The organism is Pseudomonas sp. LAMO17WK12:I10 (assembly GCF_900215185.1).
Classification (GTDB): domain Bacteria; phylum Pseudomonadota; class Gammaproteobacteria; order Pseudomonadales; family Pseudomonadaceae; genus Aquipseudomonas; species Aquipseudomonas chlororaphis.
The window spans coordinates 26,597-41,757 of record NZ_OBDX01000020.1 but is presented as its reverse complement, the minus strand read 5'-3'; the positions used below and the strand labels follow the sequence as shown (position 1 = coordinate 41,757).

The window sequence follows — 15,161 nt, the reverse complement described above, 5'->3', positions numbered from 1 at the left end:
GCTGTAGGATGATTCTGAACTTTGCTGAAACCCTTCGAGAATCTGGCAGAAAAATCTGAATGACCACCTCAATACGCGTATGCGCCCAGGCTCCCCCGTAGGCCCTCGCTCCTGAGCCTTATCGCGTGCCCGCATTGGGTCCTTATCGCGCCCGCGCAGGCCTCTGGAAGTGGGCCTTCGAGGTGTCACAAACTGTTAGAACTCCGTTAGAACACTGTTAGACATTGGCTGCGAGATGCCCATAGAATGGGGCTTTCAAGCCTCATTGGATGTCTTATGGAGTTTCTCTCCGAGTACGCCAGTTTCCTGGCCAAAACCGTCACCCTGGTCATCGCCATCCTGGTGGTGCTGATCACCGCTGCCTCGCTGCGCAGCAAAGGCCGGCGCAAGGGCGCCGGGCAGTTGCATGTGAGCAAGCTCAACGATTTCTACAAGGGCCTGCGCGAGCGTCTGGAGCAGAGCCTGCTCGACAAGGACCAGCTCAAGGCACTGCGCAAGTCCGAGGCCAAGGCCGAGAAAAAACACAAGAAGCAGCACGAGGAAAAACCGCGGGTGTTCGTGCTGGATTTCAGCGGCGATATCAAGGCTTCGGCCACCGAGGGGCTGCGCCACGAAATCACCGCGCTGCTGAGCCTGGCCACGCCCAAGGATGAAGTGGTGCTGCGCCTGGAAAGCGCCGGCGGCATGGTGCACAGCTATGGGCTGGCCTCGTCGCAACTGGCACGGATTCGCCAGGCCGGCGTGCCGTTGACGGTGTGCATCGACAAGGTCGCGGCCAGCGGCGGCTACATGATGGCCTGCATTGGCGAGAAGATCATCAGCGCGCCGTTCGCCATCCTCGGCTCGATCGGCGTGGTGGCGCAGCTGCCCAACGTCAACCGCCTGCTGAAAAAACACGACATCGACTTCGAAGTGCTGACTGCCGGGGAATACAAGCGCACCCTGACCGTGTTTGGCGAAAACACCGAAAAGGGCCGGGAGAAATTCCAGGAAGACCTGGATGTCACCCATCAGTTGTTCAAGAACTTCGTCTCCCGTTACCGGCCACAGCTGGTCATCGACGACGTGGCCACCGGTGAAGTCTGGCTGGGTGTCGCGGCGCAGGAGAAAAAACTGGTCGATGAGCTGAAAACCAGCGACGAATACCTGGCCGAGCGCGCCAAGAGCGCCGAGCTGTTCCACCTGCACTACGCCGAGCGCAAGAGCCTGCAGGAGCGGGTAGGGCTGGCGGCCAGCAATTCTGTCGACCGTGTGCTGCTGACCTGGTGGAGTCGCTTGACCCAGCAGCGTTTCTGGTAAGGGACACCGCGGGAACGAGTTTCTTCTGTAGGCGCGAGGCTTGCCCGCGATCGCGGGCACCGCGTTAAAGATGCCGCGTTTAAAGATCACAGACACAAAAAAGCCCTGAACCGGTTTCCCGGTCCAGGGCTTTTTGTTGGCGCGGGCCTTAGCGGCGACGGAACAGCGGCAGCGGTTCGTCGGTGGCGGCCTGGTAGGTCACGGAGAAGTCCTTGAGGCTTTCCAGGGCTTCGTACGGGTCCTTGTCGGCGCGCAGGGCGTAGGCGTCGAACCCGCAGCGGCGCAGGTAGAACAGCTGGTCGCGCAGCACATCGCCGATCGCCCGCAGTTCGCCCTTGAAGCCGTAGCGGTCGCGCAGCAGGCGGGCGTTGGAGTAGTTGCGGCCGTCGGTGAAGGCCGGGAAGTTCAGGGCGATGACCTGGAAGTGCTGCACGTCATCGCCGATCTCCTCGGCTTCTTCATCGGCGTCCAGCCACACGCCCAGGCCGCCGTCGCGGGCCTTGAGGGCGTGAGCGTGCTCGCGCCACAGGGCCAGCGGCACGATCAGGTCGTCGCAGTTGGAAATGCCGTCGAGGGTCGCGTCCTTGGGCAGCAGGTGCCAGGTTTCGTCGATGACCTCGTTGTTCTTAATGATTCGCTGCATAGACGCGCTCCTTGAAGAGGTCGATGCCAATACGTTGGTAGGTGTCGATGAAGCGCTCGTCTTCGGTACGTTGCTCCACGTACACGTCGATCAGCTTCGAGATCACGTCGGGCATGTCGTCCTGGGCGAAGGACGGGCCGAGGATCTTGCCCAGGCTGGCGTCGCGGCTGGCGCTGCCACCGAGGGAAACCTGATAGAACTCTTCGCCTTTCTTGTCCACCCCGAGGATGCCGATGTGGCCCACGTGGTGGTGGCCGCAGGCGTTCATGCAGCCGGAGATGTTCAGGTCCAGCTCGCCGATGTCGAACAGGTAGTCCAGGTCGTCGAAACGGCGCTGGATGGATTCGGCGATCGGGATCGACTTGGCGTTGGCCAGGGAGCAGAAGTCGCCGCCCGGGCAGCAGATGATGTCGGTCAGCAGGCCGATGTTCGGCGTGGCGAAACCTTGTTCGCGCAGCTCGCCCCACAGGGTGAACAGTTGGCTCTGCTCGACGTCGGCGAGAATCACGTTCTGCTCGTGGGAGGTGCGCAGCTGGCCGAAGCTGTAGCGGTCGGCCAGGTCGGCGATGCCGTCCAGCTGCTTGTCGGTGACGTCGCCCGGGGCTACGCCCGTGGGTTTCAGCGACAGGGTCACGGCGACATAGCCCGGCTTCTTGTGGGCCAGGGTGTTGCGCGTGCGCCAGCGGGCGAAGCCCGGATATTGTTTGTCGAGTTCGGCCAGTTCGGCATCCTGGTTGACCAGGGCCTTGTAGTCCGGATCGACGAAGTGCTTGGCCACGCGATGCACTTCGGCTTCGGTCAGGGTGGTCTGGCCGCCGCGCAGGTGAGCCATTTCCGCTTCGACCTTCTCGGCGAACACCTCTGGGGTCAGGGCCTTGACCAGGATCTTGATCCGCGCCTTGTACTTGTTGTCACGCCGGCCGTAGCGGTTGTAGACCCGCAGGATGGCGTCGAGGTAGCTCAACAGGTCCTGCCACGGCAGGAACTCGTTGATGAAGGCGCCGACCACTGGGGTCCGGCCCAGGCCGCCACCGACCAGGACCCGGAAGCCCAGCTCGCCGGCGGCGTTGTGCACCGGCTCCAGGCCGATGTCGTGGACTTCGATGGCCGCGCGGTCCGAGGTCGAACCGTTGATGGCGATCTTGAACTTGCGCGGCAGGTAGGCGAATTCAGGGTGGAAGGTGGTCCACTGACGGACGATTTCACACCAGGGGCGCGGATCGATCAGTTCATCGGCGGCGACACCGGCGAACTGGTCGGTGGTGACGTTGCGCAGGCAGTTGCCGCTGGTCTGGATGGCGTGCATCTGCACGGTTGCCAGCTCAGCCAGGATGTCCGGGATGTCTTCCAGCGCCGGCCAGTTGAACTGCACGTTCTGCCGGGTACTGATGTGGGCGTAGCCCTTGTCGTAGTCGCGAGCGATCTTGGCCATCATCCGTGCTTGGCGCGAAGTCAGCTGGCCATAAGGCACCGCCACCCGCAGCATCGGGGCAAAACGTTGGATATAGAGGCCATTCTGCAGGCGCAGAGGGCGGAATTCATCTTCGCTCAGCTCGCCTGCCAGATAGCGCCGGGTCTGATCACGGAACTGCTTGACGCGGTCCTCGATGATCCGCTGATCGTACTCGTCGTATACGTACATATAGATCCTGTTCTCAGGCTTATCAGGTGACGCAGAGGCGGATGTCACCCAAGAAATTCTGCGCGCACGGCCGCGCACTCCCAACGGAGCCGGGCGAAGATACCAGTTTGCAGTTATGCGCAAAAGTGATGTTTGAGTATATGCAAAGAACCAAAACGACTAACGGTATCCGACCGGCTCAAACCCACATTTGTGGTGAGGGCAATCCTCGACTTAACTGTGCTCGAGTCTTTGTGCAATCACCGATAAAACCGACAAGAGGCGATGCTATGAGCAATCCAACCAAGGCAAGGAAAAGCGACAGCGCTGTCGATGCTTGGGCCATTCTCTTTCTGATCATTCTGGTCGTGGGAACGGCGGTGTTCTGGGTCAGTCATCAATAGTTGTGGTCAAGCGATGAGCAGAGTCCGAATTGTCTGTGGGAAATGACGATTTGCCGACATTGGCCAGTATTTTGCCAGTTATACTGCGGGGCAATATTCCGGGACTCTGGTCGCAATGTTCAAGGCGTTTGGTAAGTGTCTGCTGCTGGTGCTGCTTGTACTGAGTCCAGCGTTCTGGGCCATGGCCCATGCCACCTCGGTGGTGTTTTTGAACCCGGGCCACTCCACTGAAACCTTCTGGGTCGGTTATTCACAGTTCATGCAGGCCGCGGCCAACGACCTCGGCCTGGATCTGCGCGTGCGTTATTCGCAGCGCGATTCGCAAACCACCATCCGCCAGGCCCGGGAAGCCCTGCAGGGCCCGGACCGGCCGGATTACCTGGTGGTGGTCAACGAGCAATATGTCGCGCCGGAGATCCTGCGCCTGTCCCAGGGCAGCGGGGTGAAGCTGTTCGTCGTCAACAACGCGCTGACCGCCAATCAGCAGCGCTTGCTCGGCGAGCGCCAGAGCCGTTATCCCGACTGGATCGGCAGCATGATCGGCAACGACGAAGAAGCCGGCTACCTGATGCTCAAGGAGCTGATTCGCCGTCATGGCCCGCTCGCTCCCGGGCAGTACATCGACCTGCTGGCGTTCTCGGGCGTGAAGAACACCCCGGTGGCGCAATCCCGCGAACAAGGCTTGCAGCGGGCATTGGCGGAGCACCCCGAGGTGCGCTTGCGGCAGATGGTGTATGGCGAGTGGAATCGCCAGCGCGCCTTTGAGCAGGCCCAGCAGTTGCTCAAGCGCTATCCGCAGACGCAGTTGATCTGGTCGGCCAACGACGAGATGGCCCTGGGGGCGATGGAGGCGCTGGAACAGCAGGGGCGGCGGCCGGGCAAGGATGTGCTGTTCAGCGCCCTGAATAGCTCGCCGCAGGCCTTGCAGGCATTGATCGATGGGCGCCTGACGGCGCTGATCGCCGGGCACTTCACCCTGGGGGGCTGGGCGATGGTGGTGCTCAACGATGATGCCCGGGGGCTGAACCCTGCGGCTCATGGTGGCCCGAGCTGGCAGCTGGACGTGTTCCGGCTATTGGACAAGGTCCAGGCGCAGCGTCTGCTGGAGTTGCAGGGGACACAGCAATACGGCGTGGACTTTCGCGGGTTGTCGGCCGAGGGCAAGCCGGCCGGCTACCGTTATCCCTTCTCGCTGGATCTATTACTGCACTGACAGGCATTCAAAGCCCCGCCAGGTGCACGACCAGCTTGACGATACCGAACAGGGTCAAGGCGAACACCGCGGTGAACAGAATGCCCAGGATCATGAAATGGCTGGGCTTGCCGTGGGTGAAGTCGCGCTTGCGGTTCTTGCCGCTCTGCACGCCAAAGGCAGCAGCAGCGACGCTTTGCAGCATCTGCCAAAGGGTCGGCGGCTTGTCGTTGGTAGGGTCGTCCATAAATCCCTCGACACAAATGGGTGTGGGGAAAGCATAGACAATACCGCTTGTTCCAGCTTGCGGGAGCGCCGACTGGCGGCTCCCGCAAGTGAAGCGAGCTGGGCTTTTTAGTTGTCGTAGCCCAGATTCGGCGCCAGCCAGCGCTCGGTCACGGCCAGGTCCTGGCCTTTGCGCGCGCTGTAGCTGCTGACCTGGTCCTTGTCGATCTTGCCCACGGCGAAGTACTGCGCCTGCGGATGGGCGAAGTACCAGCCGCTGACCGCCGCCGCCGGGAACATGGCGAAGTGTTCGGTGAGGAACACGCCGCTGCGCCCGGCCTTGCCTTCGCTGGCCTCGGGGTCGAGCAGGGCGAACAGGGTGCTCTTCTCGGTGTGGTCCGGACAGGCCGGATAACCCGGGGCAGGGCGGATACCGCTGTACTGCTCCTTGATCAGCGCTTCGTTGTCCAGCTCTTCGTCCTTGGCATAGCCCCAGTAGTTTTTACGCACTTGCTGGTGCAGCCACTCGGCGCAGGCCTCGGCCAGGCGGTCGGCCAGGGCCTTGACCATGATCGAGTTGTAGTCGTCGCCCTTGTCCTGATAAGCCTTGGCCACTTCTTCGGCGCCGATGCCGGCGGTGGTGATGAAACCACCGACGTAGTCGGTCACGCCGCTGTCCCTGGGCGCGACGAAGTCGGCCAGGGAGAAGTTCGGCTTGCCATCGGTCTTGATGGTCTGCTGGCGCAGGTGGTGCAGCCTGGCCAAGGGCTGGCCGTCGTCGCCATAGACTTCCAGGTCGTCGTCCTGCACCTGGTTGGCTGGCCAGAAGCCGAACACCGCGCGGGCGCTGATCAGCTTCTCGTCGATCAGCTTGTCGAGCATTTCCCGAGCGTCCTGGTACAGCGCGGTGGCGGCTTCACCCACCACTTCGTCCTCGAGGATGCGCGGGAACTTGCCGGCCAGGTCCCAGGAGATGAAGAACGGCGTCCAGTCGATGTATTCGGCCAGGACCCGCAGGTCGATATTGTCCAGCACCTTGGCGCCGGTGAAGGTCGGCACGGTCGGCTGGTAGCTGCTCCAGTCGAACTGCGGCTTCTTGGCCACGGCCGCCGGGTAGCTCAGGCGCTCGGTGCGGGCGCTGCGGTTGGCGGTGCGCTCGCGGACTTCCACGTACTCTTCGCGGGTGCGCTGGACGAAACCGGCCTTGAGCTCCTTGGACAGCAGTTGGGTGGCCACGCCCACGGCACGCGAGGCGTCGGTGACGTAGACCACCGCGTCATTGCTGTACTTGGGCTCGATCTTCACCGCCGTGTGCGCCTTGGAAGTGGTGGCGCCACCGATCATCAGCGGCAGGTGGAAGTCCTGGCGCTGCATTTCCCGGGCGACGTGGACCATCTCGTCCAGCGACGGGGTGATCAGGCCGGACAGGCCGATGATGTCGCACTTCTGTTCCTTGGCCACCTGCAGGATCTTCTCCGCCGGCACCATCACGCCGAGGTCGACGATGTCGTAGCCGTTACAGCCCAGGACCACGCCGACGATGTTCTTGCCGATGTCGTGCACGTCGCCTTTCACCGTGGCCATGAGGATCTTGCCCTTGGCTTCCGGCTTGTCGCCTTTTTCCAACTCGATGAACGGGATCAGGTGGGCCACGGCCTGCTTCATCACCCGGGCGGACTTGACCACCTGGGGCAGGAACATTTTGCCGGCGCCGAACAGGTCGCCGACGATGTTCATGCCAGCCATCAGCGGGCCTTCGATCACTTCGATCGGGCGGGCGAAGGACAGCCGCGACTCTTCGGTGTCCTCGACAATGTGGGTGGTGATGCCCTTGACCAGGGCGTGCTCCAGGCGCTTGTTGACGTCCCAGTTGCGCCACTCTTCGGTCTCGGCTTCCTTGATGCTGCCGTCGCCCTTGTACTTGTCGGCGATGGCGAGGAGGGCGTCGGTGCCTTCCGGCGTGCGGTTGAGGATCACGTCCTCCACGGCGTCGCGCAGCTCCTGCGGGATCTGGTCGTAGATCTCCAGCTGGCCGGCGTTGACGATACCCATGGTCAGGCCGTTGCGGATCGCATACAGCAGGAACACCGAGTGGATCGCCTCGCGCACCGGGTTGTTGCCGCGGAAGGAGAACGACACGTTGGACACGCCGCCGGAACTCAGCGCATAGGGCAGCTCGTCGCGGATGTAGGCGCAGGCGTTGATGAAGTCCACCGCGTAGTTGTTGTGTTCCTCGATACCGGTGGCCACGGCGAAGATGTTCGGGTCGAAGATGATGTCTTCCGGCGGGAAGCCGACGTCGTTGACCAGGATGTCGTAGGAGCGCTTGCAGATTTCCTTCTTGCGCGCCTCGGTGTCGGCCTGGCCGGCTTCGTCGAAGGCCATCACCACCACGGCGGCGCCGTAGCGCTTGCACAGCTTGGCGTGATGAATGAACTGCTCGACGCCTTCCTTCATGCTGATGGAGTTGACGATGCCCTTGCCCTGGATGCACTTGAGGCCGGCTTCGATCACTTCCCACTTGGAGGAGTCGATCATGATCGGCACGCGCGAGATGTCCGGCTCGCCGGCGATCAGGTTGAGGAAGGTCACCATGGCCTTCTTCGAGTCCAGCATGCCTTCGTCCATGTTGATGTCGATCACCTGGGCGCCTGCTTCGACCTGCTGCAGGGCGACTTCCAGGGCTTCGGTGTAGTTCTCTTCACGGATCAGGCGGGCGAACTTGGCGGAACCGGTGATGTTGGTGCGTTCGCCGACGTTGACGAACAACGACTGGCGATCGATGGTGAACGGCTCCAGGCCCGACAGGCGGCAGGCCTTGGGAATGTCCGGGATCTGCCGCGGGGCATAGCCGGCGACGGCCTTGGCGATGGCCTCGATGTGCCCCGGGGTGGTGCCGCAGCAGCCGCCGACGATGTTCAGGAAACCGCTCTGGGCGAACTCTTCGATGACCTTGGCGGTTTGCCCCGGCAGTTCGTCGTACTCGCCGAATTCGTTGGGCAGGCCGGCGTTGGGGTGCGCGGAGACATGGGTACTGGCCTTGTTCGACAGCTCTTCCAGGTAGGGGCGCAGTTCGCTGGCGCCGAGGGCGCAGTTGAGGCCGACGGAGATCGGCCTGGCATGGGCCACCGAGTTCCAGAAGGCTTCGGTGGTCTGCCCGGACAGGGTGCGGCCCGAGGCGTCGGTGATGGTGCCGGAGATCATGATCGGCAGTTCGAGGCCCAGCTCTTCGAACACGCCCTGCACGGCGAAGATCGCCGCCTTGGCGTTGAGGGTGTCGAAGATGGTCTCGATCAGGATCAGGTCGGCGCCGCCCTCGATCAGGCCCTTGGTGGCCTCGGTGTAGTTCTCCACCAGTTCGTCGAAGGTGACGTTGCGGTAGCCGGGGTTGTTGACGTCCGGCGACAGCGAGCAGGTGCGGCTGGTCGGGCCCAGGACGCCGGCGACGAAGCGCGGCTTGTCCGGGGTCTCCAGGGTCTTGGCGTCGGCCACCTTGCGCGCCAGGCTCGCGCCTTCGACGTTGAGCTCGTAGACCAGCGCTTCCATGCCGTAGTCGGCCATGGAAATCTGCGTGGCGTTGAAGGTGTTGGTCTCGAGGATGTCGGCGCCGGCATCCAGGTAGGCTTTCTCGATGCCGCCGATCACGTCCGGACGGGTCAGCACCAGCAGGTCGTTGTTGCCCTTGACGTCGCTCGGCCAGTCGGTGAAGCGTTTGCCACGGTAGTCCTGCTCCTCGAGCTTGTAGCTCTGGATCATGGTGCCCATGCCGCCGTCGAGAATCAGGATGCGCTCTTTGAGGGCTTGCTGAAGGGCTTGGAGGCGCGTGCTGCGATCGGACATGAAAGACTACCTGGAAGGGCTATTACGAAGGGCGAGGATCATAGCAAACCTGTGCGCTTTTAGAGCATGCGGCGCTTTTGCATGAATATCGCTCATGTTGGTGGCCGTGCTGGCCCGGTAGAATCGCCGGATTTTCTTATGGATTGGACCAGGGATATGTCTTACCGCGTTGTCATCGGCAGTGTGTTGCTGCTTTTAAGTTCGCTCGCCAGCGCCGAGGGTCCCGCGCCAGCGATCTCCTACACCCGCGATATCCAGCCGATCTTCACCGAGAAGTGCGTGGCCTGCCACGCCTGCTACGACTCGGCCTGCCAGCTCAACCTCGGCAGCGGCGAGGGCGCGGCCCGCGGCGCCTCGAAGATCCCGGTGTACGACGGCGAGCGCAGCAAGGCGCAGACACCCACCCGCTTGTTCTACGACGCTTCCGGCAAGCACGCCTGGCAGGGCATGGGCTTCTACTCGGTGCTCGACGCCCAGGGCAGCCAGGCGGCGCTGATGGCGCGCATGCTCGAGTTGGGCCACAAGACGCCGTTGCAACCCAACGCCAAGCTGCCGGACAACATCGTCCTGGGCCTGAACCGCGAGAACATGTGCGCGCAACCGGCCGAATTCGATGGTTATGCCAAGGCCCATCCGCGCGAAGGCATGCCGCTGGCGGTGACCGGCCTGACCGATCAGCAATACCAGACCCTGCAACGCTGGCTGGCCTCCGGTGCGCCGATCGACGAGCAGGGCCTGGCGCCGAGCGCCAGGGAAGCGATGCAGGTGCTGCAGTGGGAAAACCTGCTCAATGCCCCGGGCGCCCGGGAAAGCCTGGTGGCCCGCTGGCTGTTCGAGCACTGGTTCCTCGCCCATATCTACTTCGAGGGCGGCGAGCCGGGGCATTTCTTCCAGTGGGTGCGTTCGCGCACGCCGAGCGGCCAGCCGATCGACCTGATCAACACCCGCCGGCCCAACGACGACCCGGGCACCCAGGTGTATTACCGCCTGTGGCCGGTGCAGGGGGTGATCGTGCACAAGACCCACATCACCTACCCGCTGAGCGCGGCGAAGATGGCGCGGGTCAAGACCCTGTTCTACAGCGGCGATTACCAGGTCACCGCGCTGCCGGGTTATGGCCCGGGCCGCCGCGCCAACCCGTTCGAGACCTTCGAGGCGATTCCGGCCAAGGCCCGCTACCAGTTCATGCTGGATAACGCCGAGTACTTCGTGCGCACCTTTATCCGCGGCCCGGTGTGTCGCGGGCAGATCGCCACCGACGTGATCCGCGACAACTTCTGGGCGCTGTTCCAGGCCCCGGAACACGACCTCTATATCACCGACCCGGCCTACCGCGGCCAGGCCACGCCGCTGCTGGCCATGCCCGGGCAGAACGACGATGTCGGCAGCGTGCTGAGCCTGTGGCTGGCCTACCGCGACAAGCGCAACGAATACGAGATCCTGCGTCGCGATTCCTACGCCGATGCGCCGCCACCCAGCTGGTCGACCCTGTGGGCGGGCAACGACAACGCGTTGCTGAGCATCTTCCGTCACTTCGACAGCGCCTCGGTGACCAAGGGCCTGATCGGCGAGGTGCCGCAGACGATGTGGCTGTTCGACTACCCCCTGCTGGAGCGCACCTATTACCAGTTGGCGGTCAACTTCGATGTGTTCGGCAACGTCTCGCACCAGGCGCAGACCCGGCTGTACTTCGATCTGATCCGCAACGGCGCCGAGCAGAACTTCCTGCGCCTGATGCCCGCCGGCACCCGCGAGGACTTCCTCGACGATTGGTACCAGAACAGCGGCAAGTTCAAGATGTGGCTGGACTACGAGTCCATCGACGATGACAAGGCCAGCGCCCTGGTGCTGGACGAAAAGGACCCGAAACGCGACTTCGCCAACCAGTTGCTGAACCGTTACGGCGATCTCAATGCGCGGCCCGATCCGATCAACCGCTGTGACGGTGCCTACTGCTCGCGGCCGAATATCGACCCGGCACTGCAGAACGCCGAACAGGCCCTCAGCAGCCTGGTTTCGCGGCCAGCGGCCGGCATGCGGGTCATCGACCTGTTGCCGGAAGCCACCATGCTGCGCATCCAGGCGCCGAGCGGCAAGCGGGTGTTCTACAGCATGCTGCGCAACCGCGCCCACAGTAACGTGGCGTTCCTGCTGGGCGAGTCGCTGCGCTACCAGCCCGGCCTTGACACCCTGACCATCTATCCGGGCGTGCTCAGCAGCTACCCGAACTTCATATTCAACATTCCCGCCGGGCAGGTGCCGGAGTTCGTGGCCGAGATGGAAAACGCCAAGGACGCCCACCGTTTCGAGAAAATCGTCGAGCGCTGGGGGATCCGTCGCAGCCATCCGCAGTTCTGGCAGTACTTCCATGACCAGACCCAGTACATCCTCGAGACCGATCCGAAAGAGGCGGGCGTACTGGACATGAACCGCTACGAGAACCTCTGAAGGCGCCAAACCCTTGAAATCCCGGGTCGCAGCCCTCAGGTTGCGGCCCGGCCCATTCCGGAAAAGCCTTGTAAAAAATCCCAGGCGTTGCGTTGACCACGTAGCGCGGGCCTATCGACCAAGGTCTATCCCGACAAAAATACTAGGACTTTGTCCGGCACGCCGATTGGCGTAAACTGCGCCCACGCCTGCGAGGAATTTCCATGACCGCTATTACCATTACCGACGCCGCCCACGATTATCTGGCTGATCTGCTCTCCAAGCAGAACACCCCGGGCATTGGCATCCGCATCTTTATTACCCAACCAGGGACTCAGTACGCCGAGACCTGCATTGCCTATTGCAAGCCGGGTGAAGAGAAACCCGAAGACAAAGCCCTGGGGCTGAAGAGCTTCACTGCCTACATCGATGCCTTCAGCGAAGGGTTCCTCGATGACGCGGTGGTTGACTACGCCACTGACCGCATGGGCGGCCAGCTGACCATCAAGGCACCCAACGCCAAGGTGCCGATGGTCAACGCCGACAGCCCGGTCAACGAGCGCATCAACTACTACCTGCAAACCGAGATCAACCCGGGGCTGGCCAGCCATGGCGGCCAGGTCAGCCTGATCGATGTGGTCGAGGACGGCATCGCCGTGCTGCAGTTCGGCGGTGGTTGCCAAGGCTGCGGCCAGGCCGACGTGACCTTGAAGGAAGGCATCGAGCGCACCCTGCTCGAGCGCATTCCCGAGCTCAAGGGGGTACGTGACGTCACCGACCATACGCAGAAAGAAAACGCCTACTACTAAGGCGTTCGCTGCGAACATGAAAAACGGCGCCCCGTGAGCGCCGTTTTTTTATGCCCATTATTCCAGGTGTCTTGCGGCGCCTGGATCGCGAGCAAGCTCGCTCCCACAGGGGGGACACGATCAACTGTAGGAGCGAGCTTGCCCGCGATGCTCTTCAAGGCCGATACAAATGCGCATGCCCCGCGCGATACAACGACGACTCACTGAAACTGTCCGTGGCCAGCACCCGGCCCACCAGGATCAGCGCCGTGCGCCGAAAACCCTTGGCCTGGACCTTCTCGGCAATGTCCGCCAGGGTGCCCAGCACCCAGTCCTGGTCCGACCAGGTCGCCCGGTGCACCACGGCAATCGGGCAGTCGGCGCCGTAGTGGGGCAGCAGCTCGGCGACAATCTTCTCCAGATGGTTGACCCCCAGGTGAATCGCCATGGTGGTGCCGTGGGCGGCCAGGCTGGCGAACGCCTCGCCGGCGGGCATCGAGGTCTTGTCGGCATAGCGGGTCAGGATCACGCTCTGGGCGACGTCCGGCAGGGTCAGTTCGGCCCCCAGCAAGGCCGCGCAGGCCGCGGTGGCCGTCACGCCGGGGATGATCTCGAAGGGGATGCCCAGCTCGCGCAGACAGCGAATCTGCTCGCCGATGGCGCCGTACAGGCTCGGGTCGCCGGAATGTACCCGGGCCACGTCCTGGCCTTTGCCATGGGCGTCCTTGATCAGCTCGATGATCTGCTCCAGGTGCAGCTCGGCGCTGTTGACCAGCTGTTCGGCGCGATGGCCCTGAAGCACCGCTTCGGGCACCAGGGAGCCGGCATAAATGATGACCGGGCAACTGTGGATCAGCCGCTGGCCCTTGACGGTGATCAGTTCCGGGTCGCCGGGACCTGCGCCGATAAAAAAGACGGTCATGGCGTTCTCCTGTGAAAAAAGGGGCGAGGCAACCTCACAGATGAAGATTGCTCATGATCAGCGGCGGGGATTATCGAAGATTTACCCGGAGCAGGCCAAGGCGAGGGTCGCCTGGGCGTATTTCTGCCGCGGGACCAGCAGCTTTGCCGGGCTTCGGGCCAGGCGTTCGACCAGGGCCAGGGCGGCACTTTCGGCGACCCCGTAGCAGCCGGTGCGTTCGTAGGCGATCTGCGAACGATGGCTGAGTTGCAGCACATAAGGCGTCAGCTGGTTACTGCTGAAACAGGTCAGGGGCAGGCTCAGTTGCGCGGCCAGGGCCAGCAGGCCGGGTTCCTCGCGTTTCAGGTCGATGCTGGCCAGGGCCTTGATCTGCCCGAGGTCGATGCGATGGGCACTCAGGGTCTGGTCGAGCAGGGCGCGCAAGGTCTCCACCGGGCAGCCCCGCTGGCAGCCCAGGCCGACCACCAGGGTCGGCGCTGTGCTGGCGTGCGTCATGCCGAGTACTGATCGTCGCTCTTGCGGCGGAACAGCCAGGCGCTGATCAGGCCCAGGGCCAGCCAGAACGCGGCGTTGGTCAGCTGCGAAGCGATCTTGAACTGCGCCTCCAGCTCCTCCGGGGCGAGCATCGAATGCACTTGCGGTTGTGGCGCGCCGATGAGATGCGGCACGGCGAGGATGGCCACGCCCAGCGCTTTCAGCAGCCAGTTCCGGGCGAAGACGATCAGGGCAATGCCGACCGCGGTGGAAGCGGCGGTGCCGACCCACCAGATCTGCCGTTGCGCCAGGTCCGCGGCGGCGGTGCCCGGCAGTTCGGGCGGCAGGCCGAGGGTCGGCGCCAGGCAGAAAGTCGCATAACCGGCCAGGCCCCAGAGCAGGCCCTGGGACGTACGGTTTGGCGCGCGCAGGGTGTAGAGACCGGCGAGCATCAGGGCGAAACCCACGGCGACCACCAGGTTGCCGCCGGTGGTGGACAGCACGCGCTGCCAGCCGTCTTCCGGCTCCCAGGCTTCGGCCTCGTGGCTGTGGGCGGCGCTGCCGGCGGCATGCTCATGCACTGCTTCATGCTGGGCGGCCGGGGCCTTCTCATAGGTTTCCGCCTCCAGGATCAGCGGCGCGACCCAGAAGCTTTGCAGCAGGGTCAGCAACAGGGCCGCCAGCAACCCGGTGAACCCCGCGGTTTGCGCGATACGCTTGATCATCTCGGCAGGTCTCAGTGGCAAGGGAAGGCGGCGCTGTGACGGGTATCGTGGGCGGCGTTGTGCACCGCTTCGATATGGGAGAAACCGGCGAAATACACAAGGCACGCACCGAGGATCGAGGCGCCGATGGCGGCGACCAGGCGTTGGCTCAGGGTGGCGGTGCTGCTGGTGGAGTGGCTGGTGCTGCTGATGATCGACATGGCGCTTCCCTCTGGTGTGTCAGCGGGTGAATCGAGCGCAGCAAAACCCCGCGAGACGGGCCCGCGGGGAATTAACAGCGCCCGCCCACCGCGGGTTTGTTATGACTGTGTAGCGGGCCGGTCTCCGGGCTCGCGAGGGGCGGGGCTTGCGCCACGCCTGCAAGAATCGCCTTCCCATGCCGGACTGCTGGCACAGTGGATCTGATTCTTCGCTCGCTTACCGTTGCGGGGGCAGCACCGGACTGATCAAGGCTTTTGGCCTGTGACGCACCGGTTTCCCGTTTCACCCTGTGAAGGGCACCCGTAACAAGGTGTGTAGGAGAGCATGGGCGAGGGAGGGGCGTCAATTGGCAAGGGTTCTCGTTTTCGATCGCAATTGGCCTGTCCGCGCGCTGCATGAA

At 63.3% G+C, this 15,161-nt stretch carries 12 protein-coding genes and 1 riboswitch; of the genes, 4 read left to right on the top strand and 8 right to left on the bottom strand.

Annotated features, from left to right (window positions below):
• Window positions 1-276 precede the first annotated feature (276 nt).
• Entirely contained in the window at window positions 277-1,299 is a 1,023-nt protein-coding gene (gene sohB, locus CRO75_RS20865; protein WP_085534266.1) for a protease SohB, read from the top strand.
• 148 nt (window positions 1,300-1,447) lie between these two features.
• Here sohB and CRO75_RS20860 read toward each other — a convergent pair whose 3' ends face one another.
• On the bottom strand, window positions 1,448-1,942 hold the full coding sequence (locus CRO75_RS20860) for a DUF934 domain-containing protein (RefSeq protein WP_007921840.1): 495 nt from the start codon (window positions 1,940-1,942) through the stop codon (window positions 1,448-1,450).
• Entirely contained in the window at window positions 1,926-3,584 is a 1,659-nt protein-coding gene (locus CRO75_RS20855; RefSeq protein WP_097137825.1) for a nitrite/sulfite reductase, read from the bottom strand. Before CRO75_RS20855 ends, CRO75_RS20860 begins: the two co-directional genes overlap by 17 nt.
• Window positions 3,585-4,082: 498 nt before the next feature.
• On the opposite strand from CRO75_RS20855, the gene CRO75_RS20850 reads away from it, so the two are divergent.
• Window positions 4,083-5,180: an ABC transporter substrate-binding protein gene (locus tag CRO75_RS20850; protein WP_097137823.1), complete on the top strand. Its 1,098-nt coding sequence runs from the start codon at window positions 4,083-4,085 to the stop codon at window positions 5,178-5,180.
• Between the two features lie 7 nt (window positions 5,181-5,187).
• Here the strand turns inward: CRO75_RS20850 and CRO75_RS20845 are convergent, their stop codons facing one another.
• Window positions 5,188-5,406 carry a DUF2970 domain-containing protein gene (locus CRO75_RS20845; RefSeq protein ID WP_009044467.1) on the bottom strand — a complete coding sequence of 73 codons (219 nt, stop codon included), beginning with the start codon at window positions 5,404-5,406 and terminating at the stop codon, window positions 5,188-5,190.
• A gap of 107 nt (window positions 5,407-5,513) precedes the next feature.
• Window positions 5,514-9,224: a methionine synthase gene (gene metH, locus CRO75_RS20840; protein WP_097137821.1), complete on the bottom strand. Its 3,711-nt coding sequence runs from the start codon at window positions 9,222-9,224 to the stop codon at window positions 5,514-5,516.
• 156 nt (window positions 9,225-9,380) lie between these two features.
• Between metH and CRO75_RS20835 the strand changes: the two genes are divergently transcribed.
• Together CRO75_RS20835 and nfuA are read left to right on the top strand one after the other, a co-directional pair.
• Entirely contained in the window at window positions 9,381-11,672 is a 2,292-nt protein-coding gene (locus CRO75_RS20835) for a fatty acid cis/trans isomerase (protein ID WP_097137819.1), read from the top strand.
• A 203-nt stretch (window positions 11,673-11,875) separates the two neighbouring features.
• A complete protein-coding gene (gene nfuA / locus CRO75_RS20830; RefSeq protein WP_007921862.1) occupies window positions 11,876-12,460 on the top strand; it encodes a Fe-S biogenesis protein NfuA in 585 nt (194 codons plus the stop codon).
• A gap of 154 nt (window positions 12,461-12,614) precedes the next feature.
• Here the strand turns inward: nfuA and cobM are convergent, their stop codons facing one another.
• From cobM to CRO75_RS20810, 4 genes are all read right to left on the bottom strand, one after another.
• Entirely contained in the window at window positions 12,615-13,361 is a 747-nt protein-coding gene (cobM, locus tag CRO75_RS20825) for a precorrin-4 C(11)-methyltransferase (protein ID WP_097137816.1), read from the bottom strand.
• 81 nt (window positions 13,362-13,442) lie between these two features.
• Entirely contained in the window at window positions 13,443-13,856 is a 414-nt protein-coding gene (locus CRO75_RS20820; RefSeq protein ID WP_097137814.1) for a cobalamin biosynthesis protein, read from the bottom strand.
• Window positions 13,853-14,560: a CbtA family protein gene (locus CRO75_RS20815; RefSeq protein ID WP_097137812.1), complete on the bottom strand. Its 708-nt coding sequence runs from the start codon at window positions 14,558-14,560 to the stop codon at window positions 13,853-13,855. Before CRO75_RS20815 ends, CRO75_RS20820 begins: the two co-directional genes overlap by 4 nt.
• Window positions 14,561-14,571: 11 nt before the next feature.
• A complete protein-coding gene (locus tag CRO75_RS20810; protein WP_009049661.1) occupies window positions 14,572-14,760 on the bottom strand; it encodes a CbtB-domain containing protein in 189 nt (62 codons plus the stop codon).
• Window positions 14,761-14,857: 97 nt separating this feature from the next.
• Window positions 14,858-15,080, bottom strand: a riboswitch (cobalamin riboswitch).
• Window positions 15,081-15,161: the final 81 nt, after the last annotated feature.

Excerpts from the sequence above, each read along its gene's own strand:
- sohB (WP_085534266.1), top strand. The coding sequence starts at position 277 with ATGGAGTTTCTCTCCGAGTACGCCAGTTTCCTGGCCAAAACCGTCACC.
- CRO75_RS20860 (WP_007921840.1), bottom strand. The coding sequence starts at position 1,942 with ATGCAGCGAATCATTAAGAACAACGAGGTCATCGACGAAACCTGGCAC.
- CRO75_RS20855 (WP_097137825.1), bottom strand. The coding sequence starts at position 3,584 with ATGTACGTATACGACGAGTACGATCAGCGGATCATCGAGGACCGCGTC.
- CRO75_RS20850 (WP_097137823.1), top strand. The coding sequence starts at position 4,083 with ATGTTCAAGGCGTTTGGTAAGTGTCTGCTGCTGGTGCTGCTTGTACTG.
- CRO75_RS20845 (WP_009044467.1), bottom strand. The coding sequence starts at position 5,406 with ATGGACGACCCTACCAACGACAAGCCGCCGACCCTTTGGCAGATGCTG.
- metH (WP_097137821.1), bottom strand. The coding sequence starts at position 9,224 with ATGTCCGATCGCAGCACGCGCCTCCAAGCCCTTCAGCAAGCCCTCAAA.
- CRO75_RS20835 (WP_097137819.1), top strand. The coding sequence starts at position 9,381 with ATGTCTTACCGCGTTGTCATCGGCAGTGTGTTGCTGCTTTTAAGTTCG.
- nfuA (WP_007921862.1), top strand. The coding sequence starts at position 11,876 with ATGACCGCTATTACCATTACCGACGCCGCCCACGATTATCTGGCTGAT.
- cobM (WP_097137816.1), bottom strand. The coding sequence starts at position 13,361 with ATGACCGTCTTTTTTATCGGCGCAGGTCCCGGCGACCCGGAACTGATC.
- CRO75_RS20820 (WP_097137814.1), bottom strand. The coding sequence starts at position 13,856 with ATGACGCACGCCAGCACAGCGCCGACCCTGGTGGTCGGCCTGGGCTGC.
- CRO75_RS20815 (WP_097137812.1), bottom strand. The coding sequence starts at position 14,560 with ATGATCAAGCGTATCGCGCAAACCGCGGGGTTCACCGGGTTGCTGGCG.
- CRO75_RS20810 (WP_009049661.1), bottom strand. The coding sequence starts at position 14,760 with ATGTCGATCATCAGCAGCACCAGCCACTCCACCAGCAGCACCGCCACC.